Origin of the sequence: Spartinivicinus poritis, from assembly GCF_028858535.1 — a bacterium.
Taxonomy (GTDB): domain Bacteria; phylum Pseudomonadota; class Gammaproteobacteria; order Pseudomonadales; family Zooshikellaceae; genus Spartinivicinus; species Spartinivicinus poritis.
This window is the reverse complement of record NZ_JAPMOU010000018.1, coordinates 90087-114052: the sequence shown is the minus strand read 5'-3', so window position 1 is coordinate 114052 and position 23966 is coordinate 90087. Positions and strand designations below refer to the sequence as shown.

24 protein-coding genes and 1 other RNA gene are annotated in these 23966 nt (G+C 42.5%); 18 read left to right on the top strand and 7 right to left on the bottom strand.

The features are described from left to right. The first annotated feature begins 178 nt into the window (after positions 1 to 178). The 3 genes from ORQ98_RS15065 (at position 179) to ORQ98_RS15055 (ending at position 1974) form a co-directional block, all read left to right on the top strand. Positions 179 to 535 (top strand): hypothetical protein, encoded by a 357-nt coding sequence (locus ORQ98_RS15065; RefSeq protein ID WP_274689630.1) that lies wholly within the window; start codon positions 179 to 181, stop codon positions 533 to 535. After that, positions 528 to 1097 carry a hypothetical protein gene (locus tag ORQ98_RS15060; protein WP_274689629.1) on the top strand — a complete coding sequence of 190 codons (570 nt, stop codon included), beginning with the start codon at positions 528 to 530 and terminating at the stop codon, positions 1095 to 1097. The genes ORQ98_RS15065 and ORQ98_RS15060 overlap by 8 nt, the downstream gene beginning before the upstream one ends. A gap of 121 nt (positions 1098 to 1218) precedes the next feature. Next, positions 1219 to 1974: a DNA adenine methylase gene (locus tag ORQ98_RS15055; protein ID WP_274689628.1), complete on the top strand. Its 756-nt coding sequence runs from the start codon at positions 1219 to 1221 to the stop codon at positions 1972 to 1974. A 10-nt stretch (positions 1975 to 1984) separates the two neighbouring features. Here ORQ98_RS15055 and ORQ98_RS15050 read toward each other — a convergent pair whose 3' ends face one another. Next, the gene (locus ORQ98_RS15050; RefSeq protein ID WP_274689627.1) at positions 1985 to 2176 is read right to left on the bottom strand and encodes a hypothetical protein; all 192 of its coding nucleotides are present in this window, start codon (positions 2174 to 2176) and stop codon (positions 1985 to 1987) included. 284 nt (positions 2177 to 2460) lie between these two features. Between ORQ98_RS15050 and ORQ98_RS15045 the strand changes: the two genes are divergently transcribed. Next, positions 2461 to 2733 (top strand): RNA recognition motif domain-containing protein, encoded by a 273-nt coding sequence (locus tag ORQ98_RS15045; protein WP_274689626.1) that lies wholly within the window; start codon positions 2461 to 2463, stop codon positions 2731 to 2733. 100 nt (positions 2734 to 2833) lie between these two features. On the opposite strand, the gene ORQ98_RS15040 is transcribed toward ORQ98_RS15045, so the two are convergent. Continuing rightward, the gene (locus tag ORQ98_RS15040; RefSeq protein ID WP_274689625.1) at positions 2834 to 3091 is read right to left on the bottom strand and encodes a hypothetical protein; all 258 of its coding nucleotides are present in this window, start codon (positions 3089 to 3091) and stop codon (positions 2834 to 2836) included. A gap of 223 nt (positions 3092 to 3314) precedes the next feature. Here ORQ98_RS15040 and ORQ98_RS15035 point away from each other — a divergent pair, with 223 nt between their 5' ends. Continuing rightward, positions 3315 to 3668: a helix-turn-helix domain-containing protein gene (locus ORQ98_RS15035; RefSeq protein ID WP_274689624.1), complete on the top strand. Its 354-nt coding sequence runs from the start codon at positions 3315 to 3317 to the stop codon at positions 3666 to 3668. A gap of 229 nt (positions 3669 to 3897) precedes the next feature. Here ORQ98_RS15035 and ssrA read toward each other — a convergent pair. Together ssrA and smpB are read right to left on the bottom strand one after the other, a co-directional pair. Continuing rightward, positions 3898 to 4268, bottom strand: a transfer-messenger RNA (tmRNA) gene (ssrA, locus tag ORQ98_RS15030). Positions 4269 to 4332: 64 nt separating this feature from the next. Continuing rightward, complete coding sequence (gene smpB / locus ORQ98_RS15025) at positions 4333 to 4809, bottom strand: SsrA-binding protein SmpB (protein ID WP_274689623.1); 477 nt, start codon at positions 4807 to 4809, stop codon at positions 4333 to 4335. 177 nt (positions 4810 to 4986) lie between these two features. Between smpB and ORQ98_RS15020 the strand changes: the two genes are divergently transcribed. Genes ORQ98_RS15020 through ORQ98_RS15010 form a run of 3 tightly spaced genes read left to right on the top strand, consistent with a single transcriptional unit; the run spans position 4987 to position 7138 of the window. Beyond that, positions 4987 to 6357, top strand: a complete 1371-nt coding sequence (locus ORQ98_RS15020) for a sodium-dependent transporter (protein WP_274689622.1) — start codon at positions 4987 to 4989, stop codon at positions 6355 to 6357. Between the two features lie 45 nt (positions 6358 to 6402). After that, the gene (locus ORQ98_RS15015; RefSeq protein ID WP_274689621.1) at positions 6403 to 6834 is read left to right on the top strand and encodes a type II toxin-antitoxin system RatA family toxin; all 432 of its coding nucleotides are present in this window, start codon (positions 6403 to 6405) and stop codon (positions 6832 to 6834) included. Beyond that, complete coding sequence (locus ORQ98_RS15010) at positions 6827 to 7138, top strand: RnfH family protein (RefSeq protein ID WP_274689620.1); 312 nt, start codon at positions 6827 to 6829, stop codon at positions 7136 to 7138. Before ORQ98_RS15015 ends, ORQ98_RS15010 begins: the two co-directional genes overlap by 8 nt. A 125-nt stretch (positions 7139 to 7263) precedes the next feature. Here ORQ98_RS15010 and ORQ98_RS15005 read toward each other — a convergent pair whose 3' ends face one another. Beyond that, positions 7264 to 7725, bottom strand: a complete 462-nt coding sequence (locus ORQ98_RS15005) for an outer membrane protein assembly factor BamE (RefSeq protein ID WP_274689619.1) — start codon at positions 7723 to 7725, stop codon at positions 7264 to 7266. A 91-nt stretch (positions 7726 to 7816) separates the two neighbouring features. On the opposite strand from ORQ98_RS15005, the gene fur reads away from it, so the two are divergent. Next, positions 7817 to 8218, top strand: coding sequence for a ferric iron uptake transcriptional regulator (gene fur, locus ORQ98_RS15000; RefSeq protein ID WP_274689618.1), 402 nt, complete (start codon positions 7817 to 7819; stop codon positions 8216 to 8218). Positions 8219 to 8496: 278 nt separating this feature from the next. Here the strand turns inward: fur and recN are convergent, their stop codons facing one another. Beyond that, positions 8497 to 10179: a DNA repair protein RecN gene (recN, locus tag ORQ98_RS14995; protein ID WP_274689617.1), complete on the bottom strand. Its 1683-nt coding sequence runs from the start codon at positions 10177 to 10179 to the stop codon at positions 8497 to 8499. Positions 10180 to 10470: 291 nt separating this feature from the next. Between recN and grpE the strand changes: the two genes are divergently transcribed. From grpE to greA, 7 genes are all read left to right on the top strand, one after another. Further along, positions 10471 to 11109 (top strand): nucleotide exchange factor GrpE, encoded by a 639-nt coding sequence (gene grpE / locus ORQ98_RS14990; RefSeq protein ID WP_274689616.1) that lies wholly within the window; start codon positions 10471 to 10473, stop codon positions 11107 to 11109. Between the two features lie 146 nt (positions 11110 to 11255). Next, positions 11256 to 13178 carry a molecular chaperone DnaK gene (gene dnaK / locus ORQ98_RS14985; RefSeq protein WP_274689615.1) on the top strand — a complete coding sequence of 641 codons (1923 nt, stop codon included), beginning with the start codon at positions 11256 to 11258 and terminating at the stop codon, positions 13176 to 13178. Between the two features lie 132 nt (positions 13179 to 13310). After that, complete coding sequence (gene dnaJ / locus ORQ98_RS14980; protein ID WP_274689614.1) at positions 13311 to 14462, top strand: molecular chaperone DnaJ; 1152 nt, start codon at positions 13311 to 13313, stop codon at positions 14460 to 14462. Positions 14463 to 14473: 11 nt separating this feature from the next. Next, a complete protein-coding gene (gene dapB, locus ORQ98_RS14975; protein WP_274689613.1) occupies positions 14474 to 15277 on the top strand; it encodes a 4-hydroxy-tetrahydrodipicolinate reductase in 804 nt (267 codons plus the stop codon). 306 nt (positions 15278 to 15583) lie between these two features. Then, positions 15584 to 16714, top strand: coding sequence for a glutamine-hydrolyzing carbamoyl-phosphate synthase small subunit (carA, locus tag ORQ98_RS14970; protein WP_274689612.1), 1131 nt, complete (start codon positions 15584 to 15586; stop codon positions 16712 to 16714). A 59-nt stretch (positions 16715 to 16773) separates the two neighbouring features. Then, on the top strand, positions 16774 to 19998 hold the full coding sequence (carB, locus tag ORQ98_RS14965; RefSeq protein ID WP_274689611.1) for a carbamoyl-phosphate synthase large subunit: 3225 nt from the start codon (positions 16774 to 16776) through the stop codon (positions 19996 to 19998). Then, positions 19991 to 20467, top strand: a complete 477-nt coding sequence (greA, locus tag ORQ98_RS14960) for a transcription elongation factor GreA (protein WP_274689610.1) — start codon at positions 19991 to 19993, stop codon at positions 20465 to 20467. The genes carB and greA overlap by 8 nt, the downstream gene beginning before the upstream one ends. A 66-nt stretch (positions 20468 to 20533) precedes the next feature. Here the strand turns inward: greA and yhbY are convergent, their stop codons facing one another. Then, on the bottom strand, positions 20534 to 20839 hold the full coding sequence (yhbY, locus tag ORQ98_RS14955; RefSeq protein ID WP_274689609.1) for a ribosome assembly RNA-binding protein YhbY: 306 nt from the start codon (positions 20837 to 20839) through the stop codon (positions 20534 to 20536). A gap of 259 nt (positions 20840 to 21098) precedes the next feature. Between yhbY and rlmE the strand changes: the two genes are divergently transcribed. Together rlmE and ftsH are read left to right on the top strand one after the other, a co-directional pair. Beyond that, the gene (gene rlmE / locus ORQ98_RS14950; protein ID WP_274689608.1) at positions 21099 to 21719 is read left to right on the top strand and encodes a 23S rRNA (uridine(2552)-2'-O)-methyltransferase RlmE; all 621 of its coding nucleotides are present in this window, start codon (positions 21099 to 21101) and stop codon (positions 21717 to 21719) included. Between the two features lie 262 nt (positions 21720 to 21981). Next, a complete protein-coding gene (gene ftsH, locus ORQ98_RS14945; protein ID WP_274689607.1) occupies positions 21982 to 23922 on the top strand; it encodes an ATP-dependent zinc metalloprotease FtsH in 1941 nt (646 codons plus the stop codon). The last annotated feature ends 44 nt before the right edge of the window (positions 23923 to 23966 follow it).

The window sequence follows — 23966 nt, the reverse complement described above, 5'->3', positions numbered from 1 at the left end:
TTGATAATCCATTATGAATGCTCGAGTATACAGCTTTTTGCCTGCTAACATAGTCCCCCAGGAATCCATATAGAGCCTAAATTTATATTGTACACTTTCATTTTTAGCACATCCTTCAGAAGAATTTGAGCAAGAGCTTAACACTGGTGTAATTAAAGGAATAAAGATAACCAGTGATATGAATATCGTTCGTGGCTATGATGCACAGTCACACCCAGAACTTATTGAAACTCAAATTCGAATGAAAGTAGGTAGAATGGATGTAATAAAGAGTGGAGGTAACTGGAAACACTTGCAGAAAGCTATTAAGTACGCAAATTCACTTGACTCTCCTTTTGTTCGTGTCTCGTTTACTGATGAATCTGGAGCCAGTCATACTGCTACACTAAGTAGTGATACAGAAAATCTTTTAGAGTTAGACAAATATGTTAAAAAAAGAAAGATTGAAGGCTTTGGGAAATCGTTACATACGGCATTCCCAAATATTCATAATGGAATTAGAAACAAAATGCTAGAGTTAGTTAGCAATGATTAATTTTAACCATATAAAATTTGTTATATATCAATTAACCAGGCCTTTTTCTTATTTGAGCATAAAGCATGAAGATAAGTGGTATTATGACTGGCTTACTCCTTTAGTTTTAACTATTTTAACGTTAGCTGTATCAGTTTTTTATATACCTATACAGTCAATAACTGGCTCTGAAGGTTTGGTTAGCGATATTACTTCATTTATTTCTAACTTGCCTGGTTTTTTTATAGCCGCATTGGCAGCTGTAGCTACTTTCAACAAACATGATATCGATCAACCTATGGCTAATCCACCTAAAATAGAAATATTTTATCATGGAAGCTATTTAATGATAGATATGACAAGGCGCAGGTTCCTTTGTGTTCTTTTTTCTTATTTAACCGCTGTAAGCATATTTCTTATTCTTGGGGCAAAAATAGCATTAAAAATTGAAATATCAGAACAATTTAAAATACCTTTGTCATGGGTTGGTTTTGGTATTTTTAATTTTCTTTTATGGCAAATGGTCCTTGCGACAATCCTTGGCCTTTATTATTTGGGTGAGAGATTACACACACCTCAATAATACATTCAAGTACCATCCTATAGAGCTTAATAGTTTTAACTAAGCTCTGTAGTTAATTTCTTTTATCATCCACAACTTTCCCATCTCTAACAAGTAGTTTATAGCTGTAAAAGGAGGCTCTATGTCTAAACCTATCTTTGCCTGGATGGGCGGCAAGCGCCGTTTAGCCAAGCATATCTTACCGTTATTTCCTGATCATACCTGCTATGTTGAGCCATTCTGCGGCGCAGCAGCATTATTTTTTATGAAGGAGCCATCAAAAGCTGAGGTATTAAATGATACATCATCAGATGTGATTAATTTATTTAGGGTAGTACAGCACCACCTTGAAGAGTTTATCCGCCAGTTTAAGTGGGCTTTAGTTAGCCGTCAGCTATTTGAGTGGGTGAATAGTACACCACCAGAGGTATTAACTGACATACAGCGAGCAGCACGCTTTTACTACCTGCAACAGCTAACCTTTGGTGCTAAACCCACCGGCAGAAACTTTGGCACCAGCACTACCACACCATTAAGATTAAATTTAACCAGGCTGGAAGAAACCCTATCACAAGCACATTTAAGACTGGCCAGGGTAACCATTGAACACTTGGACTGGCAGCAATGTGTTAAGCGCTACGATCGAGAACACACCTTGTTTTACCTTGACCCACCTTACTGGGGTACCAGTGACTATGGTGGTGAGTTTGGCTTTGGCCAATATGAAGCCATGGCAGAACTAGCCAAAACCAGCAAAGGCCGATTTGTGATTAGCATTAATGATCATCCTGAAATACGGCAGGTATTTGATGGGCTGAAAATTAATGAGGTCAAAATAAATTACACTGTGGGAGGTAACAACAGAAAGCAATCAAAAGAGTTAATTATTTGTAATTAATCAGCCCAGGTTAAAACCTAGGCTCAATATCACCAGTTCCTACCTCGCCTAAATACCTTAACGCTTTTAGTTCTTCTGGCTCTACAATGCTGACCCCGCCTATTGTTTCAATAACAATACCAGTCTTTTTCGACAAGGCTGTTAGTTCTTTGATGAATTGCTGTAAGCGTTGTTCTTCGGTTGGGGTGGCTGGTTTCATCATGCTCTCCTTGCTGGTGTTTGTTTACATATCCAGACTAACTCTGGTCTAAACACCCAGCAAGCAGAAGTGTTAATTATCTGCGTCTGTGTGGACGAGCAAGGTTAATAGTATTAAACACCAAGATAGAGTAGTATGCGGCGTCTAATTGACTTGTAGTTATTAAGTAAATTTGACGGAGTTACAACGAATCATCTAAAGATGGTTTTCTCTATCGAGTAATTTGTGTGTTTGGTTTTCGATAGTGCCTATCTCTCTCTACCAACACACAAAATAGAGGAAAGTCTATGAAAATGTACGTTGGCAACCTGCCTTATAGTGTAACAACCGATGATTTGAAAGAAGCTTTTTCCGCTTATGGCACAGTAGCAAGTGTGGACCTTATCACTGATCGTCACTCAGGCGAGTCAAAAGGCTTTGGTTTCGTTGAAATGGATAATAACTCCGAAGCTGATGCAGCCATCAAAGGGTTAAATGGCACTTCTTTGCAAGGCCGTAATATCAAAGTAAATCAAGCGCAGCCTAAATCTAATAGCCGTCCTCAACGTAAAAGGTATTAATTTTTAGCTACGCAATCCTCCCTATAGGGAGGATGCCATTGCTTGGAAATTGAATGTCTTAAACAGTGCCTGATGTAAAGGTTTTCCTTATACTTGATAACTACCTATTTAAACAAGCAGATAAATGATCAAAAATTAATTTTGAATGTTGATTAATAAAATAAATATGGTTTCTAATAAAGTTTAATTCTTCTTTTAAAATCACTGCTTTTTTTACCTCCTTAATTGGCTTTAGATATATACCTGTTGGTGTCTGGATAGTATTGTTGTTTTCTCCTTTATTAATACCTTGAGTTGCTATCTTGGCAACTTGTGTTTCTTCTTGAAAATTTCCCCAAGGCTTCACTCTAAAAGACATGTTATATCCTTAAGGCACTAGCTAAGCACTTAAGTCCAAGCTGTTGATAAGAGAAATTACAAGCAATCATATGTGATGTAAATCATATTACCCTGAGCAATAATTAGTCATTTAGAAAAATGCTAAATAGTATGGGCTTATTGCGTTATTTTTTTGGCATTTCGCCAAAACCAGGAGTGAAATTCATAGTAAATATTCGCAATAGGTTCATAATGAAAAAATTATGAAGAGAAGTACCAAAGTAAACCAAGAAGTAAAGGCGATTGGAGATCGACTTAGACATGCCATCAATAACCATTCGCTTTCAATTGAGCAAATAGGACAGCAGGTAGGGCTGAGTTCAACACAAATCTATGATCGAATGAGGTATGGCAACCTTAGACTGCATGAAGCGATAGTGTTGAGTCGACTACTTGGTGTTGACCTGGAGTGGTTGGCTACTGGGCATGAGGAAATACCAAGCCTGGATGGAATTTTGACCAAACTCATCGAGCTTCACGAAACCAAACCGCAAACGACAGAGAGTTTTCTGGTGATGGTTGATCGATTATGGCGAGAGGAAAAGTTTGGTCGGTAGCTATAACGATCTGTAATCCTAAGAGCTGCTTGTATAAAAGTCAGCTATCAAAGAAAGCATATTTGAGGGTGAATTCAGTGCGATTTAGGGGAAATCCAGGGGAAGAATCGGGCCTTAAATATGGGATATTATGACAATTCGATATAGTTTTTGTGAATATGTACTATTGATAAGTAATTGATTTATAAAGAGTTTATGGAAGTTTGAAGAATTTTAAGAAATGTGGAAGTGGTGGAGGCGGCGGGAATTGAACCCGCGTCCGCCAGCTCTCTGCCTTCGGCTCTACATGTTTAGATTCGTCTATTTAGTTAGCTCAAAACAACCCGACGATCAGGATGTAATAAGCGAGCCTGAAAGTTAGTTTAACTGATCCGCCTCAGGCATGCTTCACAGCGATCTTGTTTAAATTGACAGTTGAAACCAGCCAACAAGTAAGCCAATTACAACCGCTAGCTGGGTATTAAGCAGCTAGAGCGCCTTGAGCGCCGAAGTTATCGTCGTTTGCGATTACTATTTTGCAGCTTTTGATTTACGAGATTGGCTGCCATCTCGACATGCACCTGAAGGTTTCGTAACCGTCGTCGAATCCAAATCGCCCCCGAAACCTTAATGGATATTACGTAAGATAAGGGTTTTAACTGTAATTTTCAACCCTAAAATAAAACTAGTGGCGCATAAGTCGTTGCTTTTGTTTCTGCCAGTCTTTTTCTTTTTCTGCTGCTCGTTTGTCATAATCCTTTTTACCCCTGGCAACTGCAATTTCGCACTTAACCAGATGTTTTTTCCAATAAAGAGCAGTACAGATGCAGGTCTGTCCCTTTTGTTGGGTAATAGAAAATAACTTAGCTAGCTCTTTACGATGAAGTAATAATTTTCTGTCTCGCTGCGGGTCTGCTACAACATGGGTGGATACAGTGCTCAATGGAGTAATATTGGCACCTACCAGCCAGGCTTCACCATCCTTTAGTAAGACATAGCTATCCACTAGTTGTACTTTACCTGCACGTAGGCTTTTTAGCTCCCAGCCGGATAAGGCTATCCCCGCCTCAAACCGTTCATCGATATGGTAGTCGTGGCGAGCTTTTTTATTGAGAACAATTGTACTGCTGGACTGACCAGACTTTTTCTGTTTCTTTACCATAGTGGCATATTATACGGTTATATAACAAAATGTGCTATCACTCTGTGGTATATGTTCTTGTTTGACAGGGGTAAATGACTAAAATGCCACATCTTAACCTGTTAAGCATTGCTAGTACTAAGCTCGCTATGCTTTATGGGGGGTAAATACGCCAATTACAACTACAAGAGGTTACACATGGCTGAAGCGCATAAGGCTGTAAGTGGGACTTGGGCCACGCGGTGGACTTTTATTTTGGCTGCTACTGGGTCGGCAGTCGGTTTGGGGAATATCTGGAAATTTCCATATATCACTGGGGAGTACGGGGGAGGTGCTTTTGTTTTAGTTTATTTAGCATGTATTGCTGTGGTGGGAATACCCATCATGATGTCAGAAGTATTAATTGGTCGTCATGCTCGTCGTAACCCTATTAATGCGATGGGTGATCTCGCAGTAGAGTCTGGATCAACTAGGGCATGGAGCTTAGTTGGTTGGATGGGCGTGCTGGCTGGCTTTCTTATTTTATCTTTTTACAGTGTGATTGCAGGCTGGGCGCTCAATTACACTGCTGATATTGGTATGGGGCTATTTAATGGTGTGAATGCCGAACAAACCGGAAAAATGTTTGGTGATCTTACCAGTAATCCGGGCCGATTAATTTTCTGGCATTCCCTGTTTATGATTTTAACGGCCATCATCATTGCCAGAGGTATTCATAAAGGCTTGGAAAACAGTGTCCGCATTATGATGCCTGCACTATTTGTGCTGTTGCTGGTCATGGTTGGGTACAGCGTAACCAGTACTGATAAGTTTGGAGAAGGTTTACAGTTTTTATTTGCCTTTGACTTCAGCAAATTAACTGGTGAAGCGATCTTAGTTGCAATGGGGCATGCCTTTTTTACTTTAAGTTTAGGAATGGGCGCCATTATGACTTATGGAGCCTATATGCCTAAGCAGGCATCAATTGGTGGTACAGTATTAACAATTGCGGTACTGGATACGCTGGTGGCATTAGTTGCTGGTATGGCTATTTTCCCAATTGTATTTGCAAACGGTCTTGAGGCTGGTGCAGGGCCAGGATTGCTGTTTGTTTCGTTACCACAAGCGTTTGGTAGTATGGCTGGTGGACAAATTTTCGGTACGATATTCTTTTTGCTGGTTTCGATTGCAGCACTTAGCTCAGCGATTTCGTTGATTGAGCCAGCGGTTGCTTATATTGTTCAGCAGCATAATGTTTCTCGGCTAACTGCAACAATTTGTTTCAGCTTGATTGTGTGGCTACTTGGCTTAGGTACGGTCTTCTCATTTAATATCTGGTCGGAAGTTAAGCTGTTTGATAAAAACTTCTTTGATCTGTTAGATTTCTTAACAGCCAATATTATGTTGCCATTGGGAGGCTTACTCATTTCCATATTTGCTGGTTGGATCTTAAAACGCTCCGTTGTGTTGAATGAGCTGGCGATGCAGAATTTAGTTCGCTTTAATACTTGGCGGGCTGCCGCTCGAGTGTTTTCACCTTTGGCTGTACTTGTGATATTTGTGACTACGTTGTATAAAGCATTTAGTTAATCACGTATTTATTTGCCAGTAATTATTTGGATTGTCATAAACAATATGACACAAATCAGTCGTTCAGCCCTGGTCCTTTATTCGGCCAGGGCAATGTTTAATCTAGTAAATGATATTAAATCTTATCCTCATTTCCTTCCTTGGTGTGTCGATACCGCCATCCATCAGCAAACTGATGAGTTAGTAGAAGCAACCCTTTATTTAGCAAAAGGCGGACTTAAGCATAACTTTACTACCCGCAATAGGCTTGAGTATGGAAGTGCCATTTATATGGAGTTGGTGGAAGGCCCTTTCAAAAATTTAACTGGGCAGTGGGAGTTCCTTCCTTTAGAAGAGAATGCCTGTAAGGTGTCGTTAAGCCTGCACTTTGAGTTTTCAAGTAAGATGATGGAAGCTACGCTAGGCAGTTTGTTTAACGGAGCTGCTAACACCATGGTAGATGCTTTTTGTAAGCGAGCAAAAGAGTATTATGGCTGAAGAAATTCAAGTAGAGGTGGCCTATGCGTTGCCGCATAAACAAAAGATTGTCGCTATGACTGTCGATAAAGGAACTACAGTCTATGATGCTGCTCGTCAGTCAGGGATAGATCAAACATTTCCTGAAATTGACTGGGAAAGTTGTAAGTTTGGTGTACTAGGTAAAGCAGTAGCCAAGCCTAAAGAAAGAATGCTAGAGCAAGGTGAGCGGGTTGAAATATATCGTCCGTTAATAGCTGACCCGAAGGAAGTCAGGAAAAAGCGCGCTGCTCAAGCTAAGCAAAAGCGAGAGGCGGAGCATTAGTAGTATATCAGTAGTGGCAGGATACATTAACTTGATGGTTTCTAGGCAATGTATCCAGGTCTATCCACACTTTCTTTACTCTACCCAACGGCTTTAAGACTAAATAGCAGTTAAGTTGCAAATAGCTATTCAATAATATCCTTAATAACACCTTCTTCAATCGGCGTTACAGTGGATTCTTCTGTTGACTCAGCTGAAATCTGTGGTTGTTCAATTGCTGGAGGTGGCTCAGGGCGAAAGTCTCCAGTGAAATGACTGAGCTTACCCTCAGAGGAGAAATAAAGGCTTAGCGTTTCTTGTACGCGTGATTTTCCTCCAGGCTGGTAGCTATAAATATAATCCCACCGATCCTGTTGAAATGTATCAACTAATAACGGTGTTCCCATAATGTAACGAACTTGACGTTTAGTCATTCCCGGCCTGAGTTGATTGATCATTTCTTGGGTTACAACATTGCCTTGCTGAATATCAATTTTATGCACGCCAGGAAAACTGATAGTTTGATGTTGGCTGTCGCTAAATAAAGAGCAGGCAGATAAAAATGTTAAGCTTAATAAAGTTATGAGTCGCATTATGGTCTTTTGCATCTTGGATAGACTTCCACTATCTTGGGTCAAAATGTGATAATACCTTACTTCTTGGCATCTGCTAAGTGCACTGTTTATATAGGATAGGGTTGTGGAAAATCAAGAGTTACGAAAAGCGGGCCTCAAAGTTACTTTACCACGTGTAAAAATTTTGCAAATTCTCGAAAGTAATGAACAGCGTCACATGAGTGCAGAAGATGTATATAAAGCACTAATGGATGCTGATGAAGATGTTGGGCTAGCAACTGTTTATCGGGTTTTGACTCAATTTGAAAGTGCTGGCTTGGTGGTCAGGCATAACTTTGATGGTGGCCACTCAGTTTTTGAGTTAGCACATGGGGATCACCATGATCATATGGTTTGTATGGAAACTGGCGAAATTGTTGAGTTTTGTGACAAGGATATCGAACGGCTGCAACATGAAATTGCAGAAAAGCATGGGTTTGAGCTAATCGACCATAGCTTGGTGCTCTATGTTAAGCCAAAAAAATAGCAAAATAGCGTAAGCCTTAATCGATAAAAAAGCCGATGTAAGTCGGCTTTTTTATTTCTTATTAAATGTTAGCTCAATAAATCAATACTGCGGACAGTTTTATAGGTGTTGTATGTTAGTGTTTACGGGGGGAGTGCTCTACTCTCATATACTTTATTGCAAGATAGCCTGAGGCTTAACATGCAATAAACTCCTCCTTCCTATGGTACATGGCCTGTAGAGCAATGTTTTATAATTCAAAAACTGTCTACAGTATTGTAAATACAATAATATTTAAATTAGTTTGTTTGTGCATTAAGTAGCATTTCTTCTGCATAGGCTAGCGTTTGGTCTGTTAGCTTTACTCCGCCTAGTAGACGGGCAATTTCAGATACTTTTCCTGTAGGGGTTAGGGTCTCAATTTGAGTAAATGTCGTATTATTTTTTATTGCCTTTTTTACATTAAAATGATGATGGCCTTGTGACGCTACTTGAGGTAAATGAGTAACACATAGCACTTGCCCTTGATTGCCAATTTGGCGTAATAATGAGCCAACTACTTCAGCGGTAGCGCCGCTAATACCGACGTCAACTTCATCAAAAATGAGTGTTGGAGTTGTGCTGGTTTGCGCGGTGGTTACCTGAATAGCAAGACTAATTCTGGATAACTCACCTCCAGAAGCAACTTTTTGAATGGGTCTTAATGGTTGTCCTGGATTGGCTGTTACTAAAAACTCAATACTATCTAGACCTGAGGCTAAGGGCTTGGTGCTGGATATTGCGTCTATTTTTACCTCAAACTGACCTTGGGGCATACCTAAACGATTGATTTCTGAAGTAACTGCCTTGCTCAGTTTATTTGCAGCTAGTTGCCTTTTTTTTGAGAGTTTTACTGCTAATTGAAAATACTCATCAGCTAACTTTTTGGTTGTCGTTTCCAGCTCTGCAATTAGTTCATCAGAAGCAGCTAAGTGGTTTAACTCATCTTCTAACTGCTGCTGAAATGCGACAAGTTCTGTGGGGTGAATACGATGCTTGCGGGCAATATCGTATATACAGCTCAGCCGATGCTCTATTTCTTGTAAATGTTGTGGGTCAGCTTGTGACTGATGAATGACTTGTTGTAAAGAAGACTCTGCTTCTTCAACTTGAATCTGGGCATTGATTAATAGTTGCTGTGCTTCTAATAATTGTTGATTGTCAGTGTTTAAACTGGAAAGCACTTGTAGTGAATGATTAAGTAATTGCAATAAATTGGCTGATTCGCTTTCGCTGCAAATACCTATCACTTGTTGGCAGCTTTGTTGTAAAGAATCAATATTACTTAACAGCTTTTGCTCTTTTTCTAAGGCGTCTACTTCTCCTTCATGTAACTCAAGAGTCGCCAATTCGCTAAGTTGATATTCAAGTAGTTGTTGCTTGGCCTGCTGCTCTTCAGACTGACGTGTAATAATTTCAAGTTGCTGGGTTTTTCGTTGCCATTTTTTATAGGTGGTAACCAGTTGCTGATAAAGCGGCGTAAGCTGGCCATACTCATCCAGAAGCTGGCGATGACAGTCTTTTTTTAATAGGGAGTGATGAGCATGCTGGCCATGAATTTCCAGTAATAAACTGCCAAGCTCTCGTAAGTCTTGTAGGGGGGATGGGCTGCCATTGATGTAGCTACGTGATCGCCCTTCACGACTGACGACTCGACGTAAAATGCACTCGTTTTCGTATTCACTCTCAAGCTGTTTGGCTTTTAGCCAGGCCTGTGCCTCAAAGCAGTTGCTCAACTCAAATGTGGCAAGAATTTCTGTTTTATCAGCGCCGTTGCGAACTATGGTCGAGTCGGTACGCTCCCCTAAGGCCAACCCTAAGGCATCAAGCATGATAGATTTTCCTGCCCCTGTTTCACCAGTAATTGCAGTCATGCCTGTGGGAATATCAAGTTCTAGCTGATCGACAATGGTAAAGTTTTTTATTACAAGTTGGGTCAGCATGTATATAGCCCTCTGAGCTAATAAAAGCTATATCACTTAAAAAGCCAAGTGTTTGCTTGCTTGAAAGGACATAGGCGTTTATCAAAGAATTGCTAACTGTTTGTTTATACAGTATATACGTTTATACAGGTATTTGTGTCAAGTCGCACGGTGATTTTTTTGGAGAAAGGGTATGACAAAAAAAGAAGCCAGAGCTTGGTTGAAACCTAAACCTTTAACCCCATATAGCACCAGTAAGAGGCTTTAGGGCATAAAACTCATGCGAATGATTACTTTTGAGGAGAACCTGGGATGAGTGAAGAGAAGTCAGTACCGAATGAGCAAGAAGAGGTTGCTAACAATGATCAAGTTAATACCCAGCAAGCTGAGGAGCTAGGTGCCGGTTCTGATGAAATAAGCTCTTTAGATGAACAAACCCAGGATGCAGCTTCTCTTGAAATATTGCAGCAGCAGTTAGACGCAGCGCTGGCAGAAGCTAAGGAAGCAAAAGATCAGGTTTTGCGCGCACAGGCAGAAATGCAGAATGTTCAGCGTAGAGCAAAACAGGATGTTGAAAAAGCACATAAATTTGCCTTGGATAAATTTTCTAATGAGTTGCTACCAGTGGTTGATAGTTTGGAGCGAGCACTAGAAACGGCAGCTCCTACTGGGGAAGAAGCCAGTAAAGCAATGCATGAGGGTATTGAACTAACCCTAAAGATGTTTTTGGACGTGCTTAAGAAATTTAATGTTGAGCAACTTGATCCAGTTGGTGAGCCATTTGATCCTCAGTTTCACGAGGCAATGGCTATGCAAGAGAGTCAAGATGCAGAGCCTGGCACTGTGTTGGCTGCTATTCAAAAAGGTTACACCTTAAATGGCCGCTTAGTTCGCCCAGCAATGGTGGTTGTGTCTAAAGCCAGTGCAACAAAAATTGATGAAAAAGCTTGAAATTAACTAAATAGCACACATATTCAAAAGCAAGATTTAGTGGTTATCACTGGCAAAGTTACCCAACCTGCAAACAGCGATAATCGAGTTAACGCTAGAATATTTCATATCTCTGCTGGTTGGATGGCAGAGAGGGGAGAGCTGAAATGGGCAAAATAATTGGTATTGATTTAGGAACTACAAACTCTTGTGTTGCCATTATGGATGGTGACCCAAAAGTTATTGAAAATGCTGAAGGTGCACGCACAACGCCTTCTATCATTGCATTTACTGATGAAGGTGAAACCTTAGTTGGTCAGCCAGCAAAGCGCCAGGCGGTTACTAACCCTGATAACACTTTATTTGCAATTAAGCGTCTTATAGGCCGTCGTTTTAAAGATGATGTTGTCCAGAAAGACATCAAAATGGTGCCTTATAAAATTGTAGAGGCTGATAACGGTGACGCTTGGGTTGAAGTAAAAGGCGATAAAAAAGCACCGCCGCAAATTTCTGCTGAAGTGTTGAAAAAGATGAAGAAAACAGCAGAAGATTACTTAGGGGAAACCGTAACTGAGGCAGTTATTACGGTTCCTGCATACTTTAATGATTCTCAACGTCAAGCGACTAAAGACGCGGGTCGTATTGCTGGTTTAGAAGTAAAACGGATTATTAATGAGCCAACTGCTGCTGCACTGGCATATGGTTTAGACAAAAAGCGTGGTGATTCAACTATCGCAGTATATGACCTGGGTGGCGGTACCTTTGACGTTTCTATAATTGAAATTGCAGAGGTTGATGGCGAACACCAGTTTGAAGTGTTATCAACTAATGGAGACACCTTCCTGGGTGGTGAAGACTTCGATTTGCGCTTGATCGACTACTTGGCTGATGAATTCAAAAAAGAGTCTGGTATTGACTTACATAATGATCCACTGGCTTTGCAGCGTCTAAAAGAAGCGGCAGAAAAAGCTAAAATTGAGCTTTCTTCCAGCCAGCAAACGGATGTCAACCTACCTTACATTACTGCAGACGCCTCAGGGCCTAAGCACCTTAATGTCAAAGTCACTCGTGCAAAACTAGAGTCTTTAGTTGAAGACTTGGTAGAAAGATCAATTGAGCCATGCCGAATTGCTTTGAAAGACGCTGACTTAGATATCTCTGATATTAACGAAGTTATCTTAGTGGGTGGGCAAACCCGGATGCCTTTGGTTCAAGAGAAGGTAAAAGCTTTCTTCGGTAAAGAAGCACGTAAAGATGTAAACCCTGATGAAGCGGTTGCTATGGGTGCTGCTATTCAGGCGGCTGTATTGGCAGGCGATGTCAAAGATGTCTTGCTACTTGATGTTACACCACTGACTTTAGGTATTGAGACAATGGGTGGAGTGATGACCCCGCTTATTGATAAAAACTCAACTATTCCAACCAAGAAGTCGCAAGTATTCTCAACAGCAGAAGACAACCAGACTGCCGTAACTATTCATGTTTGCCAGGGTGAACGGAAGCGTGCGCAAGAAAACAAGTCACTTGGTCGCTTTGATTTAAGTGATATTCCACCTGCTCCACGTGGTGTGCCACAGGTTGAGGTCAGCTTTGATATTGATGCAAACGGCATTTTACATGTGTCTGCAAAAGATAAGGCAACAAACAAAGAGCAATCTATCGTTATTAAAGCATCTAGCGGTTTGTCAGATGATGAAATTGATAAGATGGTGAGTGATGCCGAAGCGCATGCTGAGGAAGATCGCAAGTTCGAAGAGCTGATTGGTGTGCGTAACACAGCTGACTCCATGATTCATGCAACTCGTAAGACTTTAGAAGAAGCAAAAGATAAAGTCGCTGCGGACGAAAAAGAAAATATTGAAAAAGCCATTAGCGAGCTTGAAGAAGTCGTGAAAGGCGATGATAAAGAAGCGATTGAAGCAAAAACAAAAGCACTAACAGATGCTTCTGCTAACCTGGCACAAAAGCTGTATGCTGAGCAATCAGCTGAAGGTCAGGCGCAGCAGCCGCAAAATGAGGCTGCCGGGGATAAAAAAGCTGAAGATGCTGTTGATGCAGAGTTTGAAGAAGTTAAAGATGACAATAAGTAGTTGCCTTTGGCAAACGTGTTATCTATAGCAGTCTGACCAACGCGGGAGGGATCTCCCGCGTTGTTGTTTCTGTGATAAGGAGACTGCACTGCATTATTATTAACCAGTGAACTAACTGGCAGGTTATTGTTTATGGCCAAGCGTGATTACTATGAAGTGCTCGGGGTCGCCAAAGATGCCTCAGAGCGAGATCTAAAAAAAGCTTATCGCCGGATGGCGATGAAGTACCATCCCGATCGTAACCCTGACGATAAGGATGCTGAAAATAAGTTTAAAGAGGTCAATGAAGCCTTTGAAATCTTATCTGATTCTCAAAAACGGGCTGCATATGATCAGTATGGCCATGCAGGGGTTGATCCTAGTCAAGGTGCCGGAGGATTTGGAGGCTTTGGTGCAGGAGGCGCTGGTAGCTTCAGTGATATTTTTGGTGATGTCTTTGGGGATATTTTTGGTGGAGGCGGTGGTGGTCGTAGCCAAAGTAGTGTTCAGCGTGGCGCTGATTTACGTTACTCCTTGGAGCTAGATCTAGAAGAAGCGGTTAAAGGTGTAAGCAAAAAAATTCGCATTCCCACTCAGGTGGAGTGTGGCACCTGTGATGGATCAGGTGCGAAAAAAGGCTCTAAGCCTGAAACCTGTACAACATGTGGTGGTGTTGGCCAGGTCAGAATGCAACAGGGCTTTTTCTCTGTACAGCAAACCTGTCCTGCCTGTCATGGTAGTGGCAAAGTGATTAAGGATCCATGTCACTCTTGTCACGGCTCTGGAAGAACGGAAGAATATAAAACGCTATCGGTTAAAGTGCCGGCAGGTGTTGATAGTGGTGACAGAATTCGTTTAGCCGGTGAAGGGGAAGCTGGGTTTAATGGAGGCCCTCCTGGTGACTTGTATGTGCAGGTTTATGTTAAGGATCACCCTATCTTTCATCGAGATGGCAAGCATCTTTACTGTGAGGTGCCGATTAGCATCATCGATGCAGCCTTGGGTGGAGAGCTAGAAGTGCCTACCTTGGATGGTCGAGTCAAACTGAAAGTGCCACCCGAAACCCAAACCGGCAAACTGTTCAGATTAAGAAATAAAGGGGTAACACCTGTTCGTGGTGGTTCTCAAGGCGACTTACTGTGTCGAGTTGTGGTAGAAACACCAGTAAATCTTACAACCAAGCAAAAAGAGTTGTTAAAAGAACTGCAAGACTCCTTTGAAGCGGAAGGCCATCATCGTCAGTCGCCAAAAAAGACTTCGTGGTTTGAAAATGTCAAAAACTTCTTTGGTGACATGAAGGTTTAGGGGGAGTGAGCATGACCCGAATAGGGGTGGTAGGTGTATCTGGTCGAATGGGTAAAGCACTGGTAGAAGCTTGCCAGAACGACCAGCAAGTTGAACTTACCCTGGCTGTACAAAGAGCTGGTAGTAGCTTGATTGGTGTTGATGTCGGTGAGTTAGCGGGCGTTGGCAAAGTTGGCCTGACTGTAGTTGATAATCTTGTAGAGCAGATCAGTCAGGTTGATGTGGTAGTCGACTTCACTCGCCCTGATTTTACCTTAGCTAATCTGGAAGTTTGTAAGGCCCATAATAAACCAGTGGTTATAGGCACCACTGGCTTTTCTGAAGAAGAAAAGCAGCAAATTCAGCAGGCAGGAAAGGCTATTCCAGTGGTATTAGCACCCAATACCAGTGTCGGAGTGAATTTGAGCTTGAAGTTGTTGCAACTGGTGGCTCAAGTCATGGGTGATGAGGCTGATATTGAAATTGTGGAAGCCCATCATCGCCATAAAGTGGATGCGCCTTCTGGTACAGCCTTGCGAATGGGTGAAGCCGTTGCAGATGCCCTTGGTCGGGACTTATCCAAATGTGCGGTGTATGGCCGTGAAGGTATCACAGGTGAACGTGACCCTCAAACCATAGGCTTTGCCACTGTACGTGCAGGTGATATTGTGGGTGAGCACACGGTTATGTTTGCAACTGAAGGGGAGCGCCTGGAGATTACCCATAAAGCCAGTAGTCGCCAAACCTTTGCGAAAGGGGCGCTAAGAGCCGCGAAATGGCTTAAGCAGCAACCAGCTGGCTTTTATGATATGCAGGATGTGCTGGCATTAAATTGATTTTTTGCTAGACCAAGCAGGTAGGTTCATATAGAATCCGGTCAATTTGTGCCGACTGAACGGTTTAGGTTTGTAGTAGTTGGTGATTGTTTATAATTAAGTCAGTTGTCGACTATATTTATTTCATTAATTAGTGCAAGCCTTAAAAGCTCTTTATCAATGAGTAAGTTATTTAAAAGGCGATATTAAATATCCCCAGAAAATAGCTACTCGCAGAAAAGCGAGATGAAACATTTGTTTGTTACATCTCGCTTTTTTATGGCCTACAAAAATGTTTGGTTAATTTATTTACAGGGGAGATTTTCATTGGCTAAGGCAGCAATTCTCGCTCTCGAAGATGGCAGTATTTTTCGGGGGGTTGCCATTGGCGCTGATGGTTACGCCAGTGGTGAAGTAGTTTTTAATACTGCAATGACAGGCTATCAAGAAATTCTCACTGATCCCTCCTATGCCCGCCAGCTTGTCACTCTTACTTATCCTCATATTGGAAATACCGGTACTAATCAACAAGATGAAGAATCCTCCCAAATTTGGGCAGGTGGCTTGATTATTCGTGACTTACCGTTATTAGCCAGCAACTGGCGAAATGAGCAGTCTTTATCAGACTACTTAGTTGAGCGAAATATTGTTGCCATAGCTGATATCGATACACGCCGGTTAACTCGTTTATTACGAGAGAAGGGGGCGCAAAATGGCTGTATTATTGCGGGCGATAATCTAGACGATGATAAAGCAATTGCTTTGGCAAAAGACTTTCCTGGCTTAAAAGGAATGGATTTAGCTAAAGAAGTGACTACCAAAGAAAACTACAGCTGGACTGAGGGAACGTGGGAGCTTATTAGTACTGCTCATGTTGCTCACAATACTCAGCCTTACCATGTAGTAGCCTATGACTTTGGTGTTAAGCGCAATATTTTACGGATGTTGGCTGATCGTGGCTGCCGTTTAACTGTTGTGCCAGCAACCACACCTGCTGATGACGTGTTAGCAATGAAACCTGATGGTGTGTTCCTATCTAACGGGCCTGGTGATCCAGAGCCTTGCGAGTATGCAATTGCAGCAATTCAAGCTATTTTGGAAACTGAAATCCCGGTTTTTGGCATTTGCCTTGGGCATCAGCTATTAGCACTAGCTGTTGGTGCTGAAACTGAAAAAATGAAGTTTGGCCATCACGGAGCAAACCATCCAGTTCAGGATTTAACGACTACAAAAGTCATGATCACTAGCCAAAACCATGGGTTTGCAGTAAAAGAAAGCTCCCTCCCTGATAATGTAAAAGTAACTCATAAGTCATTATTTGACGGCTCACTACAGGGAATACACCTAACTGATAAGCCGGCATTTAGCTTTCAGGGGCACCCTGAAGCAAGTCCAGGCCCCCATGATGTAGCGCCACTATTTGACCACTTTATTGAGTTAATTAAAGCCCGGCGTTAATAGGTAGTGGAAGTAGATAGGTAACCCTGACCATTTAGTTTTGTAGTGTAGAGATAGCCATGCCAAAGCGGACTGACATCAAAAGTATTCTGATTTTAGGGGCTGGGCCAATTGTGATTGGCCAAGCTTGTGAGTTTGACTATTCAGGGGCCCAGGCCTGTAAAGCACTTCGGGAGGAGGGGTATCGAGTCATCTTGGTTAACTCCAACCCAGCTACCATTATGACTGATCCTGTGATGGCGGATGCTACCTATATTGAGCCAATCCGTTGGGAAACAGTCGCTAAAATCATCGAAAAGGAAAAACCGGATGCTCTGCTGCCAACTATGGGTGGGCAAACGGCTCTTAACTGCGCGCTGGATTTGCACCGCCATGGTATTTTGGAGCAATTCAAAGTAGAGCTGATAGGTGCTAATCATGATGCTATTGATAAAGCTGAAGATCGCCATCGCTTTGATGAGGCAATGAAGGCTATTGGTTTGGAAACGCCAAAAGCGGGTATTGCCCACAGCATGGAAGAAGCTTATCAAGTGCAGGCTGAGGTTGGCTTTCCTTGTATTATTCGTCCGTCTTTCACTATGGGTGGAACAGGCGGTGGTATTGCCTATAACCGTGAAGAGTTTGAAGAAATTTGTCAGCGAGGCCTGGATTTATCACCAACCAATGAGCTTTTAATTGATGAGTCGCTGATTGGCTGGAAAGAGTACGAAATGGAAGTTGTTCGAGATAAAAACGACAACTGCATTATTGTTTGCTCGATTGAAAACTTTGATCCGATGGGTGTTCATACCGGTGATTCAATAACGGTTGCACCTGCGCAAACGCTGACTGATAAAGAATATCAGTTGATGAGAAATGCATCAGTTGCTGTGCTCCGGGAGATTGGAGTAGAAACTGGAGGGTCTAATGTACAGTTTGGTATAGACCCGAAAAATGGCCGAATGGTTGTCATTGAAATGAACCCAAGGGTTTCTCGTTCCTCTGCGCTGGCCTCTAAAGCAACTGGCTTTCCAATAGCCAAAATAGCGGCAAAGTTAGCAGTGGGTTATACCTTGGATGAGCTGAAAAATGACATCACTGGTGGTGCAACACCTGCTTCTTTTGAGCCAGCTATTGACTATGTGGTAACCAAGATTCCGCGCTTTGCTTTCGAAAAATTCCCTCAGGCAGATGCCCGCCTAACTACACAAATGAAGTCGGTGGGTGAGGTGATGGCAATTGGCCGTAACTTCCAAGAGTCAGTACAAAAAGCATTGCGAGGTTTGGAGGTAGGGGTCGATGGGTTTGATCCCATCCAGGACCTGAATGCTGAAGATGCGCTGCAGACGTTGAAATCTGAGTTGGTTACCCCAAAAGCAGAAAGAATATGGCATGTGGCTGATGCATTTCGGGCTGGGTTATCTATAGATGATGTTTTTGGGTTTACCAAGATTGATCGCTGGTTTTTAGTGCAAATTGAAGACTTGGTTAAGGTTGAGGAAAGTGTTGCCAAGCTGGGGCTTCATGAAATTGATGAAAAGCTGACTTTCCAGCTGAAGCGTAAAGGCTTTTCTGATGCGCGTCTGGCTGAGTTGTTAGGTATTAGTGAAAAAAGCTTCCGAGAACACCGTCAGAAGTTTGGAGTGAGGCCTGTGTATAAAAGGGTGGACACATGTGCAGCCGAATTTGCTTCTTCCACTGCCTACATGTACTCCACCTACGATGAAGAGTGCGAGGCAGCGCCAACCGCTAGACCTAAAATTATGGTGCTGGGTGGCGGACCAAATCGAATTGGCCAAGGTATTGAATTTGACTACTGTTGTGTTCATGCGGCTTTGGCACTCAAAGAAGATGGCTACGAAACCATCATGGTTAACTGTAACCCTGAAACGGTTTCAACAGACTATGATACTTCCGATCGGCTGTACTTTGAGTCAGTCACTTTAGAAGATGTACTGGAGATCGTTGAAGTCGAGCGACCACAAGGAGTGATTGTACATTATGGTGGTCAAACGCCTCTGAAATTGGCTAGAGGTCTTGAGGCCGCTGGTGTGCCCATTATTGGTACTACCCCAGAAGCTATTGATCGTGCAGAAGACCGTGAGCGCTTTCAGCAAATGATTGATCGATTAGGGCTCAAGCAGCCAGCCAACGGTACTGCAAGAAGTACTGATGAGGCGGTCACCATTGCAGCAGAAATTGGTTATCCCTTAGTAGTTCGCCCTTCTTATGTACTTGGTGGTCGAGCAATGGAAATCGTAAGTAATGAAGAAGAGCTGCAAAAATATATGCGGGAAGCGGTTCAGGTTTCCAATGATAGCCCTGTTTTACTAGACTTCTTCTTGAACCGTGCCATTGAGGTAGATGTTGATGCGGTTTGCGATGGTAAAACGGTGGTGATTGGTGCCATTATGCAACACATTGAGCAGGCGGGTGTACACTCAGGTGACTCAGCTTGTTCTCTGCCTCCCTATAGCCTTAGCAAAGATTTTCAGGATCAAATCCGTGAGCAAGTGAAGCGAATGGCGCTTGAGCTGGGTGTAGTCGGTTTAATGAATGTGCAGCTGGCAATTCAGGATGACGAAATTTATGTCATTGAAGTCAACCCAAGGGCTTCACGAACGGTACCATTTGTTTCAAAATGTATTGGCCGCTCGTTAGCAAAAGTAGCAGCGCTGGTAATGGCTGGTAAGTCATTAGCAGAGGTTGGTTTTACCGAGGAAGTAATCCCCCCTTATTTCTGTGTGAAAGAGTCTGTTTTCCCGTTTAATAAGTTTCCGGGAGTAGATCCTATTTTAGGGCCTGAAATGAAATCAACAGGTGAAGTAATGGGGGTGGGTGATAGCTTTGCCGAAGCTTTTGCTAAAGGGCATCTGGCAGCTCATGCTATGCTGCCAACAGAAGGCAAAGTTATTATCAGTGTTAGAGATGAAGATAAGCCACGAGCGGTTGATGTGGCAAAGGTGCTTATTGCTCAAGGCTTTAGTATTTACGCAACCGCTGGCACAGCAAAAGCTTTAGAGTCAGCTGGCCTAGTAATTCAGCAAGCAAATAAAGTGACTGAAGGCCGTCCTCACTTAGTTGACATGATTAAAAATGATGAAATCTCGCTAGTGATCAATACTACTGAGGGGCGTCAAGCTATTGCTGATTCTTATATGATTAGGCGGTCGGCGTTACAGCATAAAGTGCCTTACTCTACTACATTAGCAGGAGCTGAGGCTGTTGCTCAGGCAATTCAGTTTGGTCCTGAGCGAACGGTGCGTCGGCTACAGGATTTGCACAAAGGTATTATGAATGAATAGGGTTCCAATGACTGTCCAGGGTGAACGTGCCCTAAGGGATGAGTTAGAACAGTTAAAAGGGGTTGAGCGCCCAAGAATTATTCAGGCAATTGCCGATGCTCGAGAGCATGGTGATCTTAAAGAAAATGCTGAGTACCATGCAGCGAGAGAGCAGCAAAGCTTCACTGAAGGACGAATTAATGAAATTGAAGCGAAATTATCGAGCGCTCAAGTGATTGATGTTACCAAGATTGCCAAGACGGGTAAGGTGTTTTTTGGTACTACTGTTGCGCTGATTAATTTGGACTCGGATGAAGAGATGGCGTACCAGATAGTAGGCGAGGATGAGGCGGATATTAAAAGCAATAAAATATCCGTTAGTTCTCCCATTGCTCGAGCCTTAATTGGTAAAGAGGAGGGTGATGTTGTTCTGGTTAAGACGCCGGCTGGTGACACTGAGTATGAAGTTGCTGAGGTTAAGCACCTATAAACAGCGTTGCTAATAAATAAAAAAGCCCCTTCGAGTTGGGGCTTTTTTATTTGGGCTTTTGACTGCTTAGCTGCGCAATAAGTTTGATAAAGCTGGATTGGGTTCTTTGGCCGGTTTGTAGATGAGAGCAATGTTGCCTATGGTCTGAATAAGTTCAGCATTAACTTCTTTACAAAGTTCATTAATAAATGCTTTTTTTGCCTCTCTATCTCCCACTGCAAATTTAACCTTGATGAGTTCATGATCAGCTAGAGCGCGAGAAGTTTCTTCTAAAACCCCTGTTGAGAGTCCATTGCTAGCAATGGTAACCACTGGCTTGAGATTGTGGCCGATGGTGCGGAAGCGCTTCTTTTGTGCAGCGGTTAAAGCCATGTAAATGATTCCGTAAAACTTAAGTGATGTCTCATAGTAACTTGGAGGAGCATACTGTAAATAAAAAGCATACACCATTAAAAAGGTCGACGATAATACAAGAACAGTTAGGTTGTTGCATAGTGACTCAAGCGAAATAGTAAGCAAGAGCAAACCAAAAATTTGATAGCATAATCGTTTGGCTGTTAAAGGCCCTCTATTGCTTTTATAATGTTACCATTTATTTATCGATATAATTTTTTAATGAGAATTGTAGGTTATGGGGCGGTCAAAAAGCAGTAATCGTTGGCTACAAGAGCATTTTTCTGATCAGTTTGTAAAACAATCACAAAAAGATGGTTACCGCTCCCGAGCCAGTTATAAATTGCTGGAAATTCAGCAAAAGGATCACTTAATCAAACCTGGTATGACTGTGGTTGATTTAGGGGCAGCCCCTGGGGGGTGGACTCAAGTGGCTGCAGAGTTGGTTGGCGGTAAAGGCAAAGTAGTTGCATCTGATATTTTGCCAATGGACCCAGTTGCTGATGTCAGTTTTGTTCAAGGTGACTTTACTGAGGATGTAGTTTTAGAGGAAATTCTGGCTGCAATTGGTGCTGATAGAGTAGACCTTGTAATTTCTGATATGGCCCCCAATATGAGTGGTATGAAGGCCGTTGATCAGCCTAAAGCTATGTATCTGGCTGAACTAGCACTGGACTTGTCATTGCAAGTGCTGAAACCGAAGGGGTGTTTTTTAACAAAAGTATTCCAAGGTGAAGGATTTGATCAATATTTTAAGGCGATGCGAGAGGCTTTTGCTTCAGTGGTAACTCGAAAACCATTGGCATCAAGATCGCGTTCACGTGAAGTTTATCTGCTTGGAAAGGGGTTTAAAGGTTAATCAGCTTCGGTAATAGAGTTAATAGCGCTAAACTATAGATGAGAAACTGTTTCAAGTAATGGATCTGTAGTAAGGTATAGCACCATAAACTTTGGCTAGTGCTATTGTTTAGCATGCTCGTGGAACGATTGTAAAATAGCGTGCCGCTTTAAAGAGAGGTTCAGTTGTTCATAACCGATATCTTTATCTCAGCCGCATAATTACAAACAGACCGAGTGACTGTTAGGCTTGTTCGCTCGAAGAGGGTAGCCCGTTGAATGATATGGCAAAGAATTTAGTTTTATGGCTAATAATCGCGTTGGTATTGCTGACAGTATTTAAAAACTTCGGCAACATGCAGTCATCAACCAAAGAGCTGACCTACACACAGTTTGTCAACTTGGTGGAAAATAAACAGGTTAGTAAAGTCGTTATTGATGGTTTTACGGTAACGGGCATACTAAATGGCAGTGAGCGTTTTGAGACTAACCTTCCTCCCACTATTCAAGATAACAAATTAATGGATGACTTGTTGTCTAACCAGGTTGAAGTGGTTGCTAAGCCGTTAGAGAAGCAAAGTATTTGGACTCAGCTACTAGTTGCTAGCTTCCCTATTTTAGTCATCATTGCAGTATTTATGTTCTTTATGCGCCAGATGCAAGGTGGCTCGGGAGGTCGTGGTGGCCCAATGAGTTTTGGTAAAAGCAAGGCGCGCTTGCTAGGTGAAGATCAGATTAAAACCACCTTTGCTGATGTAGCAGGTGTTGATGAAGCCAAAGACGATGTTCAAGAGCTGGTAGAGTTCTTACGTGATCCAGGCAAGTTCAAGCGCTTAGGTGGTCGTATTCCTCGTGGCGTATTGATGGTAGGTTCGCCAGGTACAGGTAAGACACTATTAGCTAAAGCTATTGCGGGTGAAGCAAAGGTACCATTCTTTACTATCTCTGGCTCTGACTTTGTTGAAATGTTTGTTGGTGTTGGTGCTTCTCGCGTTCGCGATATGTTTGATCAGGCCAAGAAACAGTCTCCATGTATTATTTTTATTGATGAAATTGATGCAGTTGGTCGTCATCGTGGTGCTGGCCTGGGTGGCGGGCATGATGAAAGAGAGCAAACCCTTAACCAACTGCTAGTCGAAATGGATGGCTTTGAAGGTAATGAAGGTGTGATTGTCATTGCTGCAACAAACCGTCCAGATGTGCTTGATCCAGCGCTATTAAGGCCCGGCCGTTTTGATCGTCAAGTCGTTGTGCCTTTGCCTGATATTCGTGGTCGTGAACAAATCCTGAAAGTTCATATGCGAAAAGTGCCCTTAGCTGATGATGTTAACCCGTCTATTATTGCTCGTGGTACCCCTGGATTTTCAGGAGCTGACTTGGCCAATCTAGTTAATGAAGCTGCTTTATTTGCTGCAAGAGCGAACAGCCGCATCGTCTCAATGAAAGAGTTTGAGTTGGCCAAAGATAAAATCATGATGGGTGCTGAGCGCAAGTCCATGGTGATGAGTGAGAAAGAAAAGCTAAATACCGCTTATCATGAAGCTGGTCACGCGATTGTAGGAAGGTTGGTACCTGAGCATGACCCTGTTTATAAGGTGACTATTATTCCAAGAGGTAGGGCGCTGGGTGTTACCATGTTCCTGCCTGAAGAGGATCGTTATAGTCAAAGTAAGCAGGCACTTACTAGTCAGATATGTAGCTTGTTTGGCGGGCGAATTGCTGAAGAGATAACGCTTGGTGCTAATGGTGTTACTACTGGTGCCTCTAATGATATCCAGCGTGCAACTCAAATTGCTCGCAACATGGTCGCCAAGTGGGGCTTGTCTGAGAAGCTAGGCCCCTTGATGTATGATGAAGATGAAGGTGAAGTCTTTTTAGGGCGCAGCCAAGGTGGTTCTCGACTGAATGTGTCGCCTCAAACTGCAAGTATTATTGATGAGGAAGTGCGTTCTCTGATTGATGAGTGCTATGCAACAGCAGAAAAAATCCTCAAGGAGAACAGAGATAAGCTGGATTTAATGGCTGAAGCGCTGATGCAATATGAAACTATTGATACTCAGCAGATTGATGACATTATGGCTGGTAAAAAACCTCGTCCTCCTGCTGGCTGGCATGATGGAGACTCCTCTGGCGGGGGCGCTGTGACTGATCTTGATAAAAAGCCCGAAGATAAAGGGACTAAAGCACCAGACCCTTCTATAGGTGGACCTGCAGGCGAGCATTAGTGCTCGCCTTTGCTTTTACTTTAAACCTTCCCTCCTAAGTAGCG

Coding starts and splice junctions, on each gene's coding strand:
- ORQ98_RS15015 (WP_274689621.1), top strand. CDS start 6,403: ATGACACAAATCAGTCGTTCAGCCCTGGTCCTTTATTCGGCCAGGGCA.
- ORQ98_RS15065 (WP_274689630.1), top strand. CDS start 179: ATGAATATCGTTCGTGGCTATGATGCACAGTCACACCCAGAACTTATT.
- grpE (WP_274689616.1), top strand. CDS start 10,471: ATGAGTGAAGAGAAGTCAGTACCGAATGAGCAAGAAGAGGTTGCTAAC.
- dapB (WP_274689613.1), top strand. CDS start 14,474: ATGACCCGAATAGGGGTGGTAGGTGTATCTGGTCGAATGGGTAAAGCA.
- ORQ98_RS15050 (WP_274689627.1), bottom strand. CDS start 2,176: ATGATGAAACCAGCCACCCCAACCGAAGAACAACGCTTACAGCAATTC.
- smpB (WP_274689623.1), bottom strand. CDS start 4,809: ATGGTAAAGAAACAGAAAAAGTCTGGTCAGTCCAGCAGTACAATTGTT.
- ORQ98_RS15045 (WP_274689626.1), top strand. CDS start 2,461: ATGAAAATGTACGTTGGCAACCTGCCTTATAGTGTAACAACCGATGAT.
- ORQ98_RS15040 (WP_274689625.1), bottom strand. CDS start 3,091: ATGTCTTTTAGAGTGAAGCCTTGGGGAAATTTTCAAGAAGAAACACAA.
- ftsH (WP_274689607.1), top strand. CDS start 21,982: ATGGCAAAGAATTTAGTTTTATGGCTAATAATCGCGTTGGTATTGCTG.
- ORQ98_RS15005 (WP_274689619.1), bottom strand. CDS start 7,725: ATGCAAAAGACCATAATGCGACTCATAACTTTATTAAGCTTAACATTT.
- recN (WP_274689617.1), bottom strand. CDS start 10,179: ATGCTGACCCAACTTGTAATAAAAAACTTTACCATTGTCGATCAGCTA.
- greA (WP_274689610.1), top strand. CDS start 19,991: ATGAATAGGGTTCCAATGACTGTCCAGGGTGAACGTGCCCTAAGGGAT.
- ORQ98_RS15055 (WP_274689628.1), top strand. CDS start 1,219: ATGTCTAAACCTATCTTTGCCTGGATGGGCGGCAAGCGCCGTTTAGCC.
- ORQ98_RS15010 (WP_274689620.1), top strand. CDS start 6,827: ATGGCTGAAGAAATTCAAGTAGAGGTGGCCTATGCGTTGCCGCATAAA.
- ORQ98_RS15060 (WP_274689629.1), top strand. CDS start 528: ATGATTAATTTTAACCATATAAAATTTGTTATATATCAATTAACCAGG.
- carB (WP_274689611.1), top strand. CDS start 16,774: ATGCCAAAGCGGACTGACATCAAAAGTATTCTGATTTTAGGGGCTGGG.
- ORQ98_RS15035 (WP_274689624.1), top strand. CDS start 3,315: ATGAAGAGAAGTACCAAAGTAAACCAAGAAGTAAAGGCGATTGGAGAT.
- yhbY (WP_274689609.1), bottom strand. CDS start 20,839: ATGGCTTTAACCGCTGCACAAAAGAAGCGCTTCCGCACCATCGGCCAC.
- rlmE (WP_274689608.1), top strand. CDS start 21,099: ATGGGGCGGTCAAAAAGCAGTAATCGTTGGCTACAAGAGCATTTTTCT.
- dnaK (WP_274689615.1), top strand. CDS start 11,256: ATGGGCAAAATAATTGGTATTGATTTAGGAACTACAAACTCTTGTGTT.
- dnaJ (WP_274689614.1), top strand. CDS start 13,311: ATGGCCAAGCGTGATTACTATGAAGTGCTCGGGGTCGCCAAAGATGCC.
- ORQ98_RS15020 (WP_274689622.1), top strand. CDS start 4,987: ATGGCTGAAGCGCATAAGGCTGTAAGTGGGACTTGGGCCACGCGGTGG.